The 17,591-nt window shown below is 52.3% G+C and carries 16 protein-coding genes; 6 read left to right on the top strand and 10 right to left on the bottom strand.

The genetic code is table 11. The annotated features are described in order from the left end of the window. The first annotated feature begins 15 nt into the window (after window positions 1–15). Both ACOQPM_RS05985 and ACOQPM_RS05980 read left to right on the top strand, forming a co-directional pair. Window positions 16–738: a hypothetical protein gene (locus tag ACOQPM_RS05985; protein ID WP_420628333.1), complete on the top strand. Its 723-nt coding sequence runs from the start codon at window positions 16–18 to the stop codon at window positions 736–738. A gap of 60 nt (window positions 739–798) precedes the next feature. Then, window positions 799–1,980: a glycine C-acetyltransferase gene (locus ACOQPM_RS05980; RefSeq protein ID WP_420628332.1), complete on the top strand. Its 1,182-nt coding sequence runs from the start codon at window positions 799–801 to the stop codon at window positions 1,978–1,980. Window positions 1,981–2,038: 58 nt separating this feature from the next. On the opposite strand, the gene ACOQPM_RS05975 is transcribed toward ACOQPM_RS05980, so the two are convergent. The 6 genes from ACOQPM_RS05975 to ACOQPM_RS05950 all read right to left on the bottom strand — a co-directional run bounded on the left by ACOQPM_RS05975 (window position 2,039) and on the right by ACOQPM_RS05950 (window position 8,668). Then, window positions 2,039–2,413 (bottom strand): hypothetical protein, encoded by a 375-nt coding sequence (locus ACOQPM_RS05975; protein ID WP_420628331.1) that lies wholly within the window; start codon window positions 2,411–2,413, stop codon window positions 2,039–2,041. A 208-nt stretch (window positions 2,414–2,621) separates the two neighbouring features. Then, window positions 2,622–4,031 carry an MBL fold metallo-hydrolase RNA specificity domain-containing protein gene (locus ACOQPM_RS05970; RefSeq protein ID WP_420628330.1) on the bottom strand — a complete coding sequence of 470 codons (1,410 nt, stop codon included), beginning with the start codon at window positions 4,029–4,031 and terminating at the stop codon, window positions 2,622–2,624. A 100-nt stretch (window positions 4,032–4,131) separates the two neighbouring features. Beyond that, window positions 4,132–5,262, bottom strand: a complete 1,131-nt coding sequence (locus ACOQPM_RS05965; protein ID WP_420628329.1) for a ribonuclease D — start codon at window positions 5,260–5,262, stop codon at window positions 4,132–4,134. A 54-nt stretch (window positions 5,263–5,316) separates the two neighbouring features. Continuing rightward, entirely contained in the window at window positions 5,317–6,285 is a 969-nt protein-coding gene (locus tag ACOQPM_RS05960; protein WP_420628328.1) for an SDR family NAD(P)-dependent oxidoreductase, read from the bottom strand. Between the two features lie 70 nt (window positions 6,286–6,355). Beyond that, on the bottom strand, window positions 6,356–8,080 hold the full coding sequence (recJ, locus tag ACOQPM_RS05955) for a single-stranded-DNA-specific exonuclease RecJ (RefSeq protein WP_420628327.1): 1,725 nt from the start codon (window positions 8,078–8,080) through the stop codon (window positions 6,356–6,358). Window positions 8,081–8,185: 105 nt separating this feature from the next. Next, on the bottom strand, window positions 8,186–8,668 hold the full coding sequence (locus ACOQPM_RS05950) for a hypothetical protein (protein ID WP_420628326.1): 483 nt from the start codon (window positions 8,666–8,668) through the stop codon (window positions 8,186–8,188). A gap of 664 nt (window positions 8,669–9,332) precedes the next feature. Between ACOQPM_RS05950 and ACOQPM_RS05945 the strand changes: the two genes are divergently transcribed. From ACOQPM_RS05945 to ACOQPM_RS05930, 4 genes are all read left to right on the top strand, one after another. Further along, a complete protein-coding gene (locus ACOQPM_RS05945; protein WP_420628325.1) occupies window positions 9,333–9,533 on the top strand; it encodes a hypothetical protein in 201 nt (66 codons plus the stop codon). A gap of 765 nt (window positions 9,534–10,298) precedes the next feature. Further along, entirely contained in the window at window positions 10,299–11,492 is a 1,194-nt protein-coding gene (gene rocD, locus ACOQPM_RS05940) for an ornithine--oxo-acid transaminase (protein WP_420628324.1), read from the top strand. 129 nt (window positions 11,493–11,621) lie between these two features. Next, entirely contained in the window at window positions 11,622–11,936 is a 315-nt protein-coding gene (locus ACOQPM_RS05935) for a hypothetical protein (RefSeq protein ID WP_420628323.1), read from the top strand. A gap of 13 nt (window positions 11,937–11,949) precedes the next feature. Continuing rightward, window positions 11,950–12,717 carry a nucleoside phosphorylase gene (locus ACOQPM_RS05930; RefSeq protein WP_420628322.1) on the top strand — a complete coding sequence of 256 codons (768 nt, stop codon included), beginning with the start codon at window positions 11,950–11,952 and terminating at the stop codon, window positions 12,715–12,717. 80 nt (window positions 12,718–12,797) lie between these two features. On the opposite strand, the gene ACOQPM_RS05925 is transcribed toward ACOQPM_RS05930, so the two are convergent. From ACOQPM_RS05925 to tgt, 4 genes are all read right to left on the bottom strand, one after another. Then, entirely contained in the window at window positions 12,798–14,309 is a 1,512-nt protein-coding gene (locus tag ACOQPM_RS05925; protein WP_420628321.1) for an aminoacyl--tRNA ligase-related protein, read from the bottom strand. Between the two features lie 472 nt (window positions 14,310–14,781). Next, window positions 14,782–15,600 (bottom strand): substrate-binding domain-containing protein, encoded by an 819-nt coding sequence (locus ACOQPM_RS05920; protein WP_420628320.1) that lies wholly within the window; start codon window positions 15,598–15,600, stop codon window positions 14,782–14,784. 3 nt (window positions 15,601–15,603) lie between these two features. Next, window positions 15,604–16,416 (bottom strand): undecaprenyl-diphosphate phosphatase, encoded by an 813-nt coding sequence (locus tag ACOQPM_RS05915; protein WP_420628319.1) that lies wholly within the window; start codon window positions 16,414–16,416, stop codon window positions 15,604–15,606. 55 nt (window positions 16,417–16,471) lie between these two features. Next, window positions 16,472–17,584 carry a tRNA guanosine(34) transglycosylase Tgt gene (tgt, locus tag ACOQPM_RS05910; RefSeq protein WP_420628318.1) on the bottom strand — a complete coding sequence of 371 codons (1,113 nt, stop codon included), beginning with the start codon at window positions 17,582–17,584 and terminating at the stop codon, window positions 16,472–16,474. Window positions 17,585–17,591 lie beyond the last annotated feature (7 nt).

Raw genomic sequence — 17,591 nt, 5'->3', positions numbered from 1 at the left:
ATTGAGAGAAATTTGATGTCTTTGGATTTTGTTCAGATAAAGCATGATGTAGAAGATGCAATTAATTCCCTTGGAAAAGAGTTCAATAACAAAAAAGCACTTATTCTTACAGAAGATGATTTGAAGTGTTTAATTTACAAGTATCTTTCTGATTTACCTTCTTTGCAGCAATTTCAAGAAACAATCGATAAGGGAATAGTTGGTAGCATGGTTCATGCTGAATTGCCTTGGTTTGGTCATGGTGATCGACTTAACATCGTCCCTGATCTGACGATTGTAGATAATAGTCGTTTGAGTATATTACGTGGTCTCTACGATCCGTTTCGCATTCTTAAATCGTCTTCGTTTATGTTAAAAAATAACAAATCGAGGCAGGGGATTAGACACAGGAAACAAGAGTTTATGTCGCCTGATTTGCCTAGCAAACAGTTTGAATTTGGTGGAGAGGCGATAATTTTTGAGTTGAAGTTCATCCGTAAGCCCGAGGGCATAAATGAATCTATTTTTCAAAGGAAGATTCAAGCAGATTTTGATAAGATAAAGAATCTTTTTAGCATCTTAGATAGTAAAGGCCAAGGCGATGAAGTTTTTGCTTATCAGATCATCTTCAATAAGACCAATAAAACTTGTCGTTCATTTGATAACTTTATCAAAGATACTGAAGCTAATGATAGGATCAAGGTTATTTACAAATCGGCAAATATAAGAATGCCGACAAGAAACCAAAGGAGACGGTAAATCAAACTGAGTGCAAAATGGGAAGTAAAGCATTGAAAACTTTAACAGATGAGGAACAAAATGACTGACAAAGCAATCGCCTGGATTGATGATGAAATTGCCGCGCTGAAAGCGGCGGGCTTGTTTAACCGCATTCGCACAATCGAGTCGCCGATGGATGGGCATGTAACGATTGACGGCCGTTCCCTGCTCAACTTCTGCGCCAACAACTATTTGGGATTAGCCAACCACCCCCGATTGCGAACGGCCGTCAAAGATGCTGTTGATAAATACGGCGTAGGGCCGGGCGCGGTTCGCACCATCGCGGGGACGATGTCGCTGCATATTGAGCTAGAGCAAAAGCTGGCAGCCTTCAAGGGGGCAGAGGCGTGCATTACGCTGCAAAGTGGCTTTACGGCCAATTTAGCCACCATTCCCGCCCTTGTGGGGCGCGGCGACGTCATTTTTTCTGACGAGCTAAACCACGCCAGCATTATTGATGGCTCCCGACTCAGCCGCGCCAAAATTGTGCGTTACAACCACAACGATGTGGCTGATTTGCGCCAAAAAATTGCCGAGACGACCGAATACGGCCGTCGCCTCATCGTCACTGACGGCGTATTTAGCATGGATGGCGACATCGCCCCGCTGGACAAAATTTGTGAAGTAGCCGAAGAAAATGACATTCTGCTGATGGTAGACGACGCTCACGGCGAAGGCGTATTGGGCGAAGGTGGGCGTGGCATTGTGGATCATTTTGGACTGCACGGCCGTGTGGATATTGAAGTCGGCACCCTTAGCAAAGCATTTGGTGTGATGGGTGGCCTGGTAGCTGGCAAACAACCTGTTATTGAGTGGCTGCGGCAGCGAGGACGGCCGTTTCTCTTCTCTAGCGCATTAACCGTGCCAGATACGGCCGCTTGCCTGGCAGCCGTTGAGATGTTGCAAGAATCTACCGAATTGGTGGATCGCTTATGGAACAATGCCGCGCTCTTCAAAAAAGAGATGCAAAATTTAGGCTTCGACACGGGCGTGACCCAAACCCCCATCGTGCCGGTGATGTTAGGTGAAGCCCCCCTGGCTCAGAAATTTAGCCAGCGCCTGTTTGAGGAAGGCGTGTTTGCTATGGCCATTGGCTTCCCCACCGTGCCACGCGGCAAAGCCCGCATTCGCGTCATGAATTCGGCCGCACATAGCCATGATGATTTAGAGCAAGCGTTGGATGTGTTCAGTCGGGTAGGCAAAGAGCTTGGGGTAATTTAACTTTTTGTCTGTCGCCGTATTTTTGCATATTTTGTGCGAAAATAGGGCGACAGTTCTTCTAAACGCTCATGCTGCGAATGTGCAGCGTTTGCAAAAATTTTTCGCGCAAATCGGCGTAGGTAAGCAGCTTTTGGAAGATAGAAGGATAGCGCGAGCCAATATCTTCCCCTTTGCACGCAGAGTCTGCCACTTGGGCTAACCATTCGTAATCGTCTGGCACAAGCGTTACGCCGTAGCCTTGCGCTTGTTCCAGTAGATCTAAAAACGTATCCCCCGCTTCTGGCCAGGCATGAAGTTGTTTCAATTTGCGTCGCAAGGCTTGTACGTCTGTGCTAAGGCTAGATTGATTCCCAGAAATTACTCCGAGATTGCTTTGCTCAGATTCATATGGTTTGGCAATGTGCCAAAGCCCAGTTTCTGTAAAATGGCTCACTTTATCTTGGCTCCCGTTGCCCGTATCAAATGGGCGTTTAATAAATCTCACAATAGTTTGGCTGCATTGATCGGACGTATTCTTGTTCACTATACCAAAGAAGGGGGTGGTATGGGCATAGGAATCCTGGGCTAAATACCCATTCGTAGAATGAGGGCGCGTTTATATGCTGCGAGGTTGGCGAATGGCAGTTTTTTTGAACGGCTACTTAGACCTTAAATTTCTGTCCTAATTCCGGTACGGCCACGTTTTCAAACTGCTGTTCCTGATGCAAGGCTTCGGCAAAAGCCAAAGAAGCTTCTTCTTCACCGTGGACAATGAAGGTGTGCAACGGCCGTTTCTTCAAACGTCCCGTCCACTCCAGCAGCTCCGCCCGATCTGCGTGCGCGCTCAACCCGTTGATGGTGGCAACCTCGGCCTTAAGCTGATACTCCTCGCCAAAAATGCGAATCTTGGACTGCTTTTCCACAATGCGCCGCCCTAGTGTGTGGGGCGCTTGCCAACCAACAATCAAAATTGTGTTGCGCGGGTCCTCCACATTGTTCTTCAGGTGGTGCAAAATGCGCCCTGCCTCAGCCATGCCGCTAGCACTGATGATGACGGCTGGTTGGCGCAAGAAGTTTAGCTCTTTAGACTCACGGGTAGTGCGTGTGTAGCGCATCATTTCAAATCCAAATGGATCTCCATGTCGGTCTCCAGCCAAAAATTCATGCGTTTCTTCATCATACGCCTCCGGGTGCAGGCGGTAAATACCGGTTGCGTCAATAGCTAAGGGGCTGTCCACAAAAATGGGTAAATCGTGTGGAATTTTTTGCGCTTCTACGAGTTGATGGAGGCGGTACACTAGCTCTTGGGTGCGACCCACTGCAAACGCAGGCACAATCAGTTTGCCGGAGCGTTTGCATGTTGAATTGACGATTTTTTGCAGTTTGGTCTTGGCTTCATCCAATTCAGCATGGTGGCGGTTGCCGTAGGTACTTTCGATTAGCAACACATCGGCTTCGTCTAAAAAGGTGGGGTCGCGCAGGATGGGGCGGTTGGGGCGGCCAATATCCCCGGTAAACACCAGCCGCACGTCGCGTTTCTCTTCCTGGTCCACAATGTCTAGAGCCACGATAGCGGAGCCAAGAATATGCCCGGCATCGTAAAAGGTGAGGCTAATGTTGGGCGTAAGTTTGTACGGCCGTTCATACCCAATGCCAATAAAATGTTTCAGGCTCTGAACCGCGTCGCTTATGGTGTAGATGGGTTCCACAGGCGGTAAATTTTGTTTCTTCCGCTTTTTGTTTACATACTCAATATCATATTGCTGAATTTTGGCGCTGTCGCGTAGCATGATGGCGCACAGGTCGCGGGTGGCATACGTGCAAACAATATCGCCCGTGAAGCCGCTTTTTACCAGGTTGGGGATATTGCCGCTGTGGTCAATGTGAGCGTGAGAAAGCACTAGTACATCAACCTCATTGGCATTAAATGGCAAATTTTGGTTGCGACTGTAGCTTTCCTTGCGGGAACCCTGGTACAGGCCACAATCCAGCAAGATTTTGAGGCCGTTAACTTCTACCAGATGTTGCGAACCGGTAACGGTACGTACCGCGCCGTGAAACGTAATCTCCATCTTTTTCTCCTTTTTCTTTGCCACCGAGCGCACAGAGGGTTTAGAGAAAGGGCTCAGTCGTGGATTGTTTGTTCTTTATTCTCTGTGTCCTCTGTGGCTATTAGTTCTTACGCAGGACGGCCAGAATCTCTTGGCCGTAGGTTTTGCAGCGCCAGGTGCCGACTTTATCTAGCTGGGCTAGCTCTGCTTCCGATTTTGGATTTTTCAGGGCAATTGCCCACAGAGCATCTTTACTAATGATGACATCAGATTCAACACCACGCTGGCTGGCACTCTTTTTGCGCCAGGTGTGCAGTTTGTCAAATCGGTGCAAGGCGGCATCGGGCGGCCGTTTGGTTTTTTGGGGGAAGGGGGGGGGCGGGGCGCGTAATCCTTCGGCGATGGTGTTGAGTAGTTGACGGCCGTATCGCCGCGTTTGCCCAGCCGACATGCCATAAACATCCCGCAGGGCCGAAATGCTAGATGGCAAGGTTTGGGCCAGCTCCAGCAATGTTTTGTCGTTAAAAATTTTGAACAACGGCCGATTGCGTGCGTGTGCTTCCTTATCCCGATAAATTGCCAACGCCCGCAGCACAGCCTGTTGCTGCCGAGTTAAATCGTAAGCACCGCTAATGGACCAAAAGTCGGTGTCAGGATCAAAAGTGTTGTTGCTTGGCGTTACCAGCGTTTGTTCAGCAAAAATTTCGGCGGCTTCTTCTTGTCGGTTGGCGGCTTGCAGCTCTTTTTCCAGGTGGTCACGCAGGGGCAGCAGGTAATGTGTGTCTAGCTGGGCATAGGTGAGTTGTTCTGGGGATAACGGCCGTCTGCACCAGTTCGATTTTTGATACCGTTTATCTAACTTAATGTTGTAAACCGTTTCGATCATGCTGGCCAAACCATACCGCTGGTAGCCCAAAATACGAGCTGCCCACATCGTATCAAACAGATTTTGCAGCTGCCAGTCAAACTGCCGTTTCAGCAAAATCAAATCATACTCTGCTGCGTGGAAAACTTTCTCTACCTGAGGATTTTGGACAATATTGCCCAGATCACATAAATCATCCACGCCAAGCGGGTCTATAATGTAATCTTGATGAGGAATGCTGATTTGGATGAGGCACACCTCTTCGCGGTAGGCGTGCATGCTGTTGGCTTCTAGATCAATGGCCAGACGAGGTTCTGCTTGAAGACGTTCTAAACAAAGTTGCCAATCAGACTGCGTTGTAATGAGTTTATGTGGCGGTAAATTCACAAAGATGCTCCAGAAATTGGTTCGGGAATTTGGACACCCATTATAGCAGTTTGGTCAAGTTGGCGATTCCGAGAGAATAGTCTTTTCATACCATTCCCAAAAACGCTGTACCCCTTCTGCCACCGAGATTTGTGGATTGTAACCGAGTAAGCGGCGGGCTTTGCTAATGTCTGCCTGGTTTTTTACAAAGTCTGCTGCGAGGCGTGGCTTGTGTACCACATTGGCTGCCCGCCCCCCCAATGTTTCAATCATTTGCACAAATTCTTTGAGCAAGGTGGGCTCGCCCCGCCCCAGGTTGATGATCTCGTACCCCAGCGGTCTATCCAAAGCCGCCACAACGCCATCGGTAATGTCTTCCACAAACGTCCAGTCACGGTACATTTGGCCGCCGTCGTACAGAGGAATTTGCACGCCTTTGGCCACGCTTTCTGCCACCAGGTAGGCCATCATGTCGGGACGGCCGTTTGGCCCATAAACCGTAAAAAAGCGCAGCACCGTAAAATTCAGCCCATACAGATGATGATAGGCATGACCCAGCATCTCGGCGGCGCGTTTGGCGGCGGCATAGGGTTGGAGTGGTCGGTCACAGTTGTCAGTTTCTACAAATGGAATTTGGGTGGTGTTGCCATACACAGAAGAGGTAGAGGCCATGACAAAATTTTGCACGCCGCCAACGGTGCGGGTGGCATCCATCAGGTTTTGCGTGCCGTTCAGGTTCACCTGCACATATAAATCTGGGTGCAGCACCGCGTTTCGCACCCCCGCCATTGCCGCCAGATGGGCAACTGCATCAAATTTTTCAGTCTCGAACAGGTCGAACATGGCTTGCCGCTGGCGTATGTCTTGCTCCACCATGCGGAAGTTGGGATAGGCGATAAGTCGCTGCTCGTTGGCGCGCTTTTTGGCGGGGTCGTAATAATCGTTGAAGTTGTCCAGCCCCACGACGCTGTCGCCTCGTTTGGCTAATTTTTCGGCAAGATTGCTGCCGATGAATCCGGCTGCGCCGGTGACGAGTATTTTCATAGTTGGTTTCTTGTGTGAATTTCCCCCCTCTCTAGCTCTCCCCCGCAGGGGGAGAGAACTGGGGTGAGGGTCAGAATTGAGACGGCCGTAAATCTTTCACCATCAACTGCAAATTCCGCCTGCCGCGCCACTCATTCACGCTGATGCTGTACACCAAGTCAATGGTTTGCGGCAACTGGCTGGCCCATTCCCCCTGCCGGAAGGCAATCGCCCCAATTTCGCGGTAGCCGTTCATGCTGTCTGCGCTTAGGGTAAGCTGCAAATGAGCCCCGTTTTGCCCCACAGCGCGATGGTGAATCACCTCGACGCCTCGGCTCAAGAAGATTGGCTGCGGGTTGGCTGCGCCGGTTGGCTCTAGCTGTTGAAAATGCTCAAATAGTGCCCAATCCACATCTTCCAGCGCAATTTCGGCGTCAATGCTGACTGTGGGAATTAGCTCCACGTCTTGCAGCTTGCGGGTTGCCACTTCAGTAATGCGGTTAAGAAATTCAGGCAGGTTGCCGTTGCGAACGGTGAAGCCAGCGGCTTGGGCATGTCCGCCGTGGCGCACCAGCAAATCGGCCACCTCGTCTAGCGCGTCGGTGATGTGAAATTGGTCAATGGAGCGGCAGGAGCCGCGACTTTCTTCTTCGCCCTGCTCCATAACGATGGCCGGACGGTAATGCTTCTCGGCCAGGCGGCTGGCAACCAACCCCACGACGCCGGAAACAAACTTCTCGTCTGCGGCGATGAGAATGGGTGCGTCTGGCTCAACCATGCCTTCAGCAAGTTCACTTAGATCGGCAGTTAGTTTTTGCCGCTGGCGGTTGAGCTTGTCTAATTCGCTGGCATATCGGTTGGCATCGTGGCTATTGTTGGCGGCCAGCAGACGGGCGGCACTGTAAGCACTGGATAACCGTCCGGCGGCATTTATGCGTGGCCCAATGCCAAAGGCGATGGATTCGGCAGTAAGGCTGCCTGGGGTCAGGCGCGCAGCACGGGCAATGGCGGCAATGCCCGCTCGCTTGGAGTTATTGAGCGATTTCAGGCCGTCTATAACGAGTTTGCGATTTTCTTTGAGTAGAGGTGCTAGATCAGCTACGGTGCCGATGGCAACCAAATCCAGTAGATCGGCATCATCGAAGGTGGCTTGGTCGGGGCGGGATTGCTTGAGTGCTTGAGCCAGTTTGAAAGCAATGCCTACTCCTGCCAGCATGTCGTCTGGGTATTCGGAATCGGGGCGTTTGGGGTTGATAACGGCCGTTCCCGGCGGCATCTCTGGCCCCAAACTGTGATGATCGGTAATGATCATATCCAGGCCAATCTGGTTGGCATGTTCCACTTCAAACACAGAGCGGATACCGCAATCCACCGTGATGATGAGATCAGCCCCTTTTTGCTTGAGGTTGGTAAGAGCATCAACGTTGAGGCCGTATCCTTCATCTACGCGGTTGGGAATGTACGGCCGTATCGAATTACGCTCCGCCCCCATTCCACGTAATGCTTGCGTCAGTAGCACTGTGCTGGTTACCCCATCCGCATCAAAATCGCCGTAAACGGCAATCTGCTCTTCATTATCAATCGCTTGCTCAATGCGGGCGACGGCTTTGTCCATATCTGGCAGCAAAAAGGGGTCTGTAGATTCCAGATACCGCCCCTCTAAAAATGCCTGAATGTCGGCTGGTTCAATGATGCCCCGATTGTACAAAACCTGGAGCATGACGGGGTGGATATGGCCAAATTTTTCTTGAATGTGATCTGGTACGCGGGGGGCAACTTGCCAAATGCTTTTACGCAATGTTGTGGGTCGGTTCATAGCTCCGAATGGTAACACGGAGCGGGGGGGCTTGCCAGTGTAGAGGGAGAATAGAGACTAGAGGCTGGAGATTGATCAATCTCTAATCTCCAGTCTCCAATTTACTTACTCAAGTGGCATTTCATCTGTGGAATCTGGATGTGACCAGAGGCCATGGACGATGGTGCCGTCGGCACGGCCATGTGTGTAGGTGCCATGCCCGCGCAGCCAAATGCTCCCGGTTCCAGAGGCGTACAGGTCAATATCTCGTCCGTGCAGCACCACTTTTACGTGATCTGCATCTTCCAGGTGGAACGAGCCGTGGAAGCCAACCCATTTGACCCAGCCGTTGGGTAGCTCAATTTTGCGCCCCACGCCAGTAACGTGAGGGGTGTCGGTTTGGCCACCGTCGTAGTAATACAAGACGCCATGGCCGTTGATGTGCAGGCGGTCAATGTTTCCTTTTAGCCCAGCCACGCCGCTGCCATGGGCTTCTACCCAGCCTGTACCTGTGGCGGTGTCGGCAGAAACGGCCGTTACCACAAACAAACTGCCTAACAATATCATCACAATCCAAACTGCCTTCTTTTTCAACAAACTTTGCAACATTTTGCGCCTCCGTGTGGCGGCAAGCGTTGGCATGGAGCCAGCAGATGCGAACGCTTGCATAACTTGATGGTGAATGGGAGATTAACGGCCGTTTTGCAAGAAAATGTTGTTGAGGTGTAAAAAGTTTGTAAAGTGGGTGCGTCCAAGATTGGTGTAAAAGGGGGAAGCAGCGAGAATAAAGGGTATGAACAAAAAAGATGCCCCCGAGAAACAGAACCCAACGAATTAACAGAGAAGATGCGCCAGTGGCGAGAAGCAAACCCCCAGGCAACCCTAACCGAGATAGAGGAGGCAGTTGAAGCGGAATTGGCACAACTACGCAGGCAAATAGTAGAGGAAATGGTCAAGGAAGAAGCAGCCGGAATCCATGATAAGCCAGCCTGTCCCCAATGTGGTGAAAAAATGGTCAAAAATGGACGGCGAGAACGGAAACTGAAAAGTAAAGCAGGACAAACGATCTACCTCAAAAGGCAGTAGTGGCGTTGTCTCCCCTGTGGGGCAACGCTTTCCCCCTGCATTAGGCTTAATGTGAGGTGGGTACACACCTCAGGTGCAGGAGGCAATCACCTGGTTAAGCAGCCGGATGACCTATCGGTAGGCGCAAGAAGAGCTAATGCTGCTGTGGAAGGTAGCGGTCAGCAAAGGTAGCTTGCAGAATGTGACGATGCGCCATGGTCGGGTGGCCGACAGGCTGGTCAGAGAAAGGGCAGCCCAGTTGGAAGTGACTGCACCGGTTCCGCTGGCACAACCGGAACAACTAGTGATGTGTACCGATGGGGCGATGGTGCAATTAACCAATGGCGATTGGCGCGAAGTAAAAATGGTTACCTTTGGCGAGTTTAGACCTTGCTGGGATGCAAACTAGGGAAAAGTGGTCACCCAAACAGAGCAAATTAGTTACTTTTCCCGTGTGGAAACGGCAGAGGCGTTCAGCCACTCAGCTCTAGTAGAATGGTTCCACCGCGGTGGGGAAAACGCCCATACGGTGGTTGCCGTCCAGAATGAGGCACCATGGATACAGTCTTTCATTGATTATCATTGTCCCCAGGCAACCTGTGTGATTGACTTTGCTCACGCTCAAGCATACGTGGCAACGATTGGTCGAGCGATTTATGGGACAGTGACAGATGCGTTCTGACAATGGTATAGGCGGATGTCTAAGCAGCTAGGTCACCAATCGCCCCAACGCGCCGTCGCCATCAGTCCTAAAATCGACAATTGTCACTGAAACAGATTGTCAGCGCATGTTGGTACTTGCTGACTAAATAGCCAAGAAGAAAAAGCAGCCCTGGCAAGATCATCGTTGGATATTTCCTTATCAAGATTATGCCTTACACAAAAACTGACCGCACCCTCCAACAATTTCCCCATAGACAGAAACAGTTTCCCTCTCTATAATGAGGCTTGAAAAACAACATAGTTTTTGTGAAAAGATAACGACGCACTTCTCGTCGTTTGAGCAAAGCCTGATGACCGGACATTGTCCGATTTGATCAGGCTTTTTTTTATAAGTATCAGGACTGGCACTCCTTTGAACCATTTTTGCAACGATAAATAAGTTGTAGGAGTGCCAATCCTACATAAGAAACTTCAGCAAATTCCCATAACCTACTGGCAAGGAGTGTGTAACATGAAAAGTCAACGCTTTATTGAACTAGATGAAACCTACGGTGCCCACAACTATCACCCGCTGGACGTAGTGATTGAAAAGGCAGACGGCGTCTGGGTTTACGATGTGGATGGCAAAAAGTATCTGGATTGCCTAGCTGCGTATTCGGCTGTTAACCAGGGGCATTGCCACCCAGGCATTTTGGCGGCAGCGGCAGAGCAGATGCACCGCGTCACCCTCACCTCTCGCGCTTTCCGCAATGACCAGATGGGGCCGTTTCTCAAAGAGCTGTGTGAACTTACCAATTATGAAATGGCACTGCCCATGAATACAGGGGCAGAAGCGGTAGAAACGGCCGTAAAAGCTGTCCGCAAGTGGGGGTACGAAAAGAAAAACGTGCCCGCCAACCAAGCCGAAATCATCGTCTGCGAAGGCAACTTCCACGGCCGCACCACCACTATTATTGGCTTCTCCAGCGAAGAGAGCTACAAACACAACTTTGGCCCCTTTGCCCCAGGCTTCGTCATGATTCCTTACGGCGACGCAGCCGCCCTTGAAGCCGCCATCACGCCAAACACTGTTGGCTTCCTGTTCGAGCCAATTCAGGGGGAAGGTGGCGTCATCATCCCGCCCGCTGGGTTCATCAAAGAAGCTTATGACATTTGCCAGCGGCACAATGTGTTATTTGTAGCCGATGAAATTCAGACAGGATTTGGTCGAACGGGCAAGATGTTTGCCTGCGACCACGAAGGCGTGCAGCCAGATGTGACGATTATTGGCAAGGCATTGAGCGGTGGGTTTTACCCGGTTTCGGCCGTTCTCAGCCACCGCAACGTGCTAGGGCTGTTCCATCCCGGCGATCATGGCAGCACCTTTGGCGGGAATCCTCTGGGAGCGGCCGTCGGGCGCGCCGCCCTCAAAGCATTGGTTGATGGCAATTTGGTCGCTCGCTCCCACGAGCTGGGTGAATATTTCAAGGGTCGCCTCCAACGCGTAGAAAGCGACCACATCAAAGAGGTACGTGGCAAGGGGCTGTTCATTGGCGTGGAGCTGCACACCCGCTCCCGTCGCTTCTGCGAGGCGTTGCAGGATCGGGGCATTTTGTGCAAAGAAACGCACGAAAACGTGATCCGCTTTGCGCCGCCGCTGGTTATCAAAAAAGAAGAGATTGATTGGGCAATGGAACATATCGAGCCCATTTTGATGATGCCCTAAACTTCGATTGTCCGGTATCTGCGGATTCTTGCCATGCCAATAGGACAAGGCAAGAATCCGCTAGGGAAAGCCTGCATGAAATCAACAAAATGAGATTATTGCACCATCATCTTCAGAACGTATCACAATATGGGTGGTGGTGAACATGCTGGTTTGAACTACGGCTTGTTATGGTTTGAGGCGGAAGCTAAAGGGTCAAACGGCCGTTACCAGGCCGGCAAATCGAATGAAGTTCCCTTTAGCCGTGTAGCAGAAGGCATCCCAGATTCACACAACCCCGCCCACATAAGTATACATAGCGATCTAGTGCACATGCTTCGGAAAGATGGCTGGGAACCTGCTTCAGGCGGTAGTTCACGCTGGTGGGAAAAACGTTTCCGCCGGGACACCAGTAAAGCACCCCAGTCTTTACGACAAAAAATTCGCAGCTTTTTGTCTAGTTAGTTACATTCCCCGCATGAAACGCGAATCCTTTCCTATCCTTGAATTTGACCCGGACACATCGACCTTCATTGACCCACAAAAATTGCTAAAGCCAAGCGGCGTTGCCCGGCGCTGCGTGCTTTGCTTCTTTCAGGATGTGCTGCAAGATTTGGTTGCGGCTGGCACGCTTTCAGTTGTGTACAAACTTGGCTCTGAAATTGGCAGCAACCCGGTTTATGAGATGGAAGTTGAGGGCGAGCGAATTGCAGTGTTGCACCCTGGCGTGGGTGCGCCGCTGGCGGGTGCGTTTCTAGAGGAGCTCATCGCCCTGGGTTGCCGCAATTTTATTGCCTGCGGCGGCTGCGGCGTGCTGGATAGAGAGATTAATTTGGGGCATGTGGTGGTTCCAGCAACGGCCGTTCGGGATGAGGGTACCTCTTATCACTATTTGCCACCCAGCCGGGAAGTGGCAGCCCATCCCAACGCGGTGCAGGCCATCGAGCAAACCTTACAAGCCCACCACCTCCCCTACATTGTGGGCAAAACGTGGACGACTGATGCCATTTACCGTGAGACGCCCACGCGTATTGCCCGCCGCCGCGAAGAGGGCTGCCATGTGGTGGAAATGGAAGCCGCTGCCTTTTTCGCCGTGGCGCAGTTTCGTGGCGTGCGCTTTGGGCAACTGCTTTACGGCGGCGATGATTTGACAGGGGATGCGTGGGACGGCCGTAATTGGCAAAAAGAAAGCTCCACCCGCGCCCGGCTGTTCCAACTTGCCGTCGAAGCTTGCCTACTTCTATGAAATCATCCACAGATTAACGCAGATTTTTCGTCGTAATACTAATCTGCGCTAATCTGTGTCAATCTGCGGATAAAAAATTGCTAGCCTGCCAGCCAGTTAGTGATGTAATTGAGTAAATCGTCCTCGGCAACAACGGCCGTTTCACTACCAATCCTTTCTTTCACTTCCACGCCCCCCGCCGTCAGCGAGCGTTGACTCACCGTCAGGCGCAGCGGCAGCCCGATGAGGTCCGCATCATTGAATTTCACCCCTGGCCGCACGTCCCGGTCATCAAACAGCACTTCGACACCAGCTTGTCGCAAATTTTGGTGAAGCGCAACGGCCGTTTCCACCCCACCCCGCAACGCCAACAAATGCACCTGGTACGGTGCAATCGCCACCGGCCAGACCAGCCCCACCTGATCCTGATGATGCTCCGCCAGGCAAGCCAGCAGCCGCGTCACGCCAATGCCGTAGCAGCCCATCACAATGGGCCGCGCCTGGTTCTGCTCGTCCACAAAAGTGGCGTTCATGGTGCTGCTGTAGCGCGTGCCCAGCTTGAAGATGTTGGCCACCTCCACCGCCCGCGTCGTACGCAGCAATTCACCACAGGTGGCGCAGGCATCCCCTTCCTGCGCGGCAGTGATGTCACCCACTTTGTCTACCTTTGTGCCCCACACTTTCGGATCAATGCCATCATCCAAAATCCACCAGCCGCTGCCCTGCCCTGCCGCCAGGCGCAGCCGTTGGGCATCCAGCAGGTGCACCAGTTTGGTTTCGTTAACTTGGGAGCCTGCCGGGAAAACGGCCGTCACCACCTGCTCAACCGTCTCCTCACCCTGCACAATTTCCGCCACAAACGTCGCGGCCTCCGTGCCACGCATCTTTTCCGGCTTGCGAAACGTCGCCACCTGGCGATTGGCCTGGTAGCCGCACGCATTGCACAGCAGCAGCGTATCCTCCCCAATTGGCGTCAGATACATAAATTCGTGCGCCATCGTGCCGCCCATCATGCCCACGTCCGCCTCCACAGCCAGCACCGGCAACCCAACGCGAGCAAAAATACGGAAGTAGGCCGCAAAGTGTGCCTGATACTGCTCGTCCAGCCCGGCATCGTCTGTATCCAGGCTGTAGCTGTCCAGCATCGTAAATTCACGGCCGCGAATCAGCCCGGCGCGCGGGCGCGGGTCGTCGCGCCATTTGGTTTGGATGTGGTAAGCCATCTGCGGCAGCTGCCGGTAAGAGTGGATTTCTTGGCGGGCCAACTCGGCTAGCGTTTCTTCATGAGAAAGGGCGAGGGTGAGGGAACGGCCGTTTCTATCCACCAAACGCCCCAACTCCGCATCAATCTCATACCATCGTCCCGATGCTTGCCACAGCACCGCCGGATGTACCAGCGGCATCTTAATCTCTTGCCCGCCCAGTGCGTTCATCTCTTGCCGCATGATGGCTTCCAGCTTTTGCAGCGTGCGCTGCCCCAAATGCAAGTAGCTGAACACACCCGCCGCCACCTGCCGCACAAACCCCGCCCGTAGCAGAAGCTCATGCCCCTTCACTTCCGTCGCTGCCGGAACCTCCCGCAGCGTTTCATTCATCAACCGACTCATCTTCATAATTTTTAATCCTTAGCCCCTTAGGGCAGCCACAAGAGGGCACAGAGGAAAAAGAGGAAATTCTCTTAAAACTCTGTGTTCTCTGTGGCAAAAAAATAATTCCTATTGCCAGTGAACACAAAAATGCCCCGTGCCGACAGACACGGGGCAAAGCATTTTCACAGTTGCAAATCAGGTGATGGTTAGGTGAGGTAATTGATGTGCTGATTGTGTGACAAACGCCAGCCGCCCGCTGCCTCGGCAACGGGGCTGGTAGGTACGGGTGCGTAAATCAAGCTCAACCATTCGTTCATTGTGGCGTAACTTTACAAAAAAAGCGTCGTGCTTGTCAACAGTCTTGGTTTACAAGGGTGCGGTAAAAGTTGTGTATAGCTCGGCTTTAACCTCACGAGAGTCTGTTGGTGCTCTCGTAGTTATACACAAAAATAGTAGTGCCGATTGTTGATTTGCTCGCCGATGTCTGGCACCGAAGTTAGCGAACACGGCCGTACACATCCCCCAGCACCGTTTGCCCCACGTCAGATTGCAGCCAGGCTAGAAAGGCACGCAACTCGCCAATGGGTTCGGCCTCGGTGGCGGCGAGGAAGTAGAGTGGGGTGGTGAGCGGGTAGGTCTGGTCGGTAACGGTGGCTGAGGTGGCAAAACGGCCGTCTACCTGCACAATTTTCACGGAGGTGGTCTGGCTAGCACTGCCCAGGCTGCTAAAGCCAATGGCAGCGGGATTTTTGGCAACGGCCGTTAGCATGGCCTGGTCGCTGGTTTGCAGTAGCGCATTGGGGCTTAGGCGCTGCTCTGCCATCACGCGCTGGCGCAGCAAAGTGTGCAAACCAGACCCCGGCTCACGGCTCAATAGCATAATCGCCTGATCAATTCCGCCTACTGTCTGCCAATTTGTGATACGGCCGTTAAAAATCGCCTGTACCTCCGCCAAAGAGAGCCCAGCCACAGGATTGTCTGGATGGGTGACGATAACGAGGCCATCTAGCGCGACTGGATTGAAGTAACGGCCGATTCCCACCGGAATTTGGTGCAACAGTACCGCATCTAGCAAGCCATTGGCCAAATCAGTTTGCAACGATTCGCTGTTGCCCACCACAAATTGCAAGGCAACCTGTGGATTCTCTGGCGCATAATTTGTTTCAATGAGGGGAATAAGGGGCTGGGCGCTGCTGACGATGCCAATTTGCAGGAGCGTGGGGGCGGTTGTGGCTGGCAGGGTGGGTGCAGAGGCAAGCTGGGGGCTGCAAGCAACCAGCATGAGCAGCAACAAGAGCCAAAATTGTCGTCTCATTCGTTAGCCGATAATGGCAGAATAGATCAGATACCCGATGCTAAGTAATGCCACGTAGATTGCAAAACCGTACAGCGTATGGTTTTTTACCCAGGTTAGCAGCCAGTGAATACAGACATACCCAGAAACGGCCGCTGCCAAAAAAGAAAAAATGTAGACGCTTGCCGAAAATTGGGCACTCTCTGTAAAAATCGCCAGGATTGCCTGAAGACCAGCGCCCAGAATTGCCGGTATGCCTAGCAAAAAGCTGAAGCGAGCGGCCGTTGGGCGGTCTAGGCCACGCGCCAGGCCGCCCACAATGGTGCTGCCGCTGCGCGACACGCCCGGAAAAAGTGCCATCATCTGAAACAACCCTACGATAATCGCATCGGTCCAGGACATGGCAGCCATCTCCTTTTTGCCAGACAACATGCGCTCACCCAACACAAGAAGAACGGCCGTTACCAGCAAAAATCCGGCAGCGACGCGAGGACTGCCAAACGCTTCTTCAAAAAAGTCGGCAAACAGCAATCCCACAATGCCCACAGGGATAGAGCCTACCACAATGAGCCAGCCAAGCCGGGCTTCAGGGCTGGCTAACGGTTGTCGTTGGGATAGGTCGCGCAGAACGGCCGTTACGATGTCCCACAAATCTTGCCGAAAGTAGATGAGTACCGCCAGCAGCGTACCTGCATGTACCAGCCCGATGAGCGTCAGGTCGGGATTGGTCATCTGGAAGATTTCTGGCAGCAGCACCAAATGCCCAGAGCTGGAGATGGGCAAAAATTCGGTGGCTCCCTGGATGATTCCAAGAATAATCGCTTCAAAAATTGACATAAAGTCTGCTGCCTTGTTGGTGTATAGTCTTGTAATTGGGTAATTACCCAATTACCTAATCCTCGTAATGTCGCAAAAAGTCCGCGCCAAATTGTGCCAATGTTCCCTTGCCGATGGCCTCTCGCATTTGCGCCATCAGGTTAATGAGAAAGTGCAGGTTGTGAGTAGAGAGCAGCATATGGCCCAAAATCTCGTTGGCCTTAACGAGATGGCGCAGGTAAGCGCGGCTAAAGTTTTGGCAAGTGTAGCAGGTGCAATCTTGGGCAATTGGCTGTGGATCGCGACTGAATTGGGCGTTCCGCAGGTTCAGCCTCCCGCCCAGCACAAAGGCAGAGCCGTGCCGCGCCAGCCGGGTGGGCAGCACACAATCAAAAATATCTACGCCGCGCATCACTGCGTTCACCAAATCTTCCGGTGCGCCAACGCCCATCAGATAGCGGGGCTTGTTTTGGGGCAGGATGGGATGCAGCACGTCGAGAACGGCGTGCATTTGTGGCTTGGTTTCGCCCACGGCCAACCCGCCGATGGCATAGCCTGGTAAATCGAGATCGGTAACGAAACGGCCGCTTTCCTCCCGCAAATCTGCAAAAATGCCCCCCTGCACAATGCCAAACAGTGCCTGGTCGCCTCTGATTTTGGCTGCCAGGCAACGCTCCAACCAGGGATGGGTACGCGTCAGCGAATGCTTGACATAATCATGATCATCAGGCGGTGGACATTCATCGAAGGCCATGATAATGTCTGCGCCTAAATTTTCTTGAATGGCGATGCTGCGTTCTGGGGTAAAGCGGTGGCGCGAACCGTCGTGGTGGCTTTGGAAGGTAACGCCGTCGGCATCTATTTTGCGCGTTTCACTCAGGCTGAATACCTGAAAACCGCCACTGTCGGTGAGGATGGGACCATCCCACTGCATAAAGTTATGTAAACCACCCATCTCCTTTACTAGCTCGTCGCCTGGGCGCAGGTAGAGGTGGTAAGTATTGCTCAAAATGAGGCTGGCGTTGAGTTCGTGCAGGTCAGACGGCCGTACTGCCTTCACAGTCGCCTGGGTACCCACCGGCGCAAAAACGGGGGTCTCGATGATGCCGTGCGGGGTGTGGAAACGGCCGTTGCGGGCGTGAGTATCTGTATCGGTGGCAGTGACCTCAAAAGCAAACTCAAAATCCATAGCGCCG

It is taken from the genome of Candidatus Leptofilum sp., assembly GCF_965223525.1.
Classification (GTDB): Bacteria; Chloroflexota; Anaerolineae; order Promineifilales; family Promineifilaceae; genus Leptofilum.
This window is presented reverse-complemented; position numbering and strand designations above follow the sequence as displayed.

Coding starts and splice junctions, on each gene's coding strand:
- ACOQPM_RS05985 (WP_420628333.1), top strand. CDS start 16: ATGTCTTTGGATTTTGTTCAGATAAAGCATGATGTAGAAGATGCAATT.
- ACOQPM_RS05980 (WP_420628332.1), top strand. CDS start 799: ATGACTGACAAAGCAATCGCCTGGATTGATGATGAAATTGCCGCGCTG.
- ACOQPM_RS05970 (WP_420628330.1), bottom strand. CDS start 4,031: ATGGAGATTACGTTTCACGGCGCGGTACGTACCGTTACCGGTTCGCAA.
- ACOQPM_RS05960 (WP_420628328.1), bottom strand. CDS start 6,285: ATGAAAATACTCGTCACCGGCGCAGCCGGATTCATCGGCAGCAATCTT.
- recJ (WP_420628327.1), bottom strand. CDS start 8,080: ATGAACCGACCCACAACATTGCGTAAAAGCATTTGGCAAGTTGCCCCC.
- ACOQPM_RS05950 (WP_420628326.1), bottom strand. CDS start 8,668: ATGTTGCAAAGTTTGTTGAAAAAGAAGGCAGTTTGGATTGTGATGATA.
- ACOQPM_RS05945 (WP_420628325.1), top strand. CDS start 9,333: ATGCGCCATGGTCGGGTGGCCGACAGGCTGGTCAGAGAAAGGGCAGCC.
- rocD (WP_420628324.1), top strand. CDS start 10,299: ATGAAAAGTCAACGCTTTATTGAACTAGATGAAACCTACGGTGCCCAC.
- ACOQPM_RS05935 (WP_420628323.1), top strand. CDS start 11,622: ATGGGTGGTGGTGAACATGCTGGTTTGAACTACGGCTTGTTATGGTTT.
- ACOQPM_RS05930 (WP_420628322.1), top strand. CDS start 11,950: ATGAAACGCGAATCCTTTCCTATCCTTGAATTTGACCCGGACACATCG.
- ACOQPM_RS05925 (WP_420628321.1), bottom strand. CDS start 14,309: ATGAAGATGAGTCGGTTGATGAATGAAACGCTGCGGGAGGTTCCGGCA.
- ACOQPM_RS05920 (WP_420628320.1), bottom strand. CDS start 15,600: ATGAGACGACAATTTTGGCTCTTGTTGCTGCTCATGCTGGTTGCTTGC.
- ACOQPM_RS05915 (WP_420628319.1), bottom strand. CDS start 16,416: ATGTCAATTTTTGAAGCGATTATTCTTGGAATCATCCAGGGAGCCACC.
- tgt (WP_420628318.1), bottom strand. CDS start 17,584: ATGGATTTTGAGTTTGCTTTTGAGGTCACTGCCACCGATACAGATACT.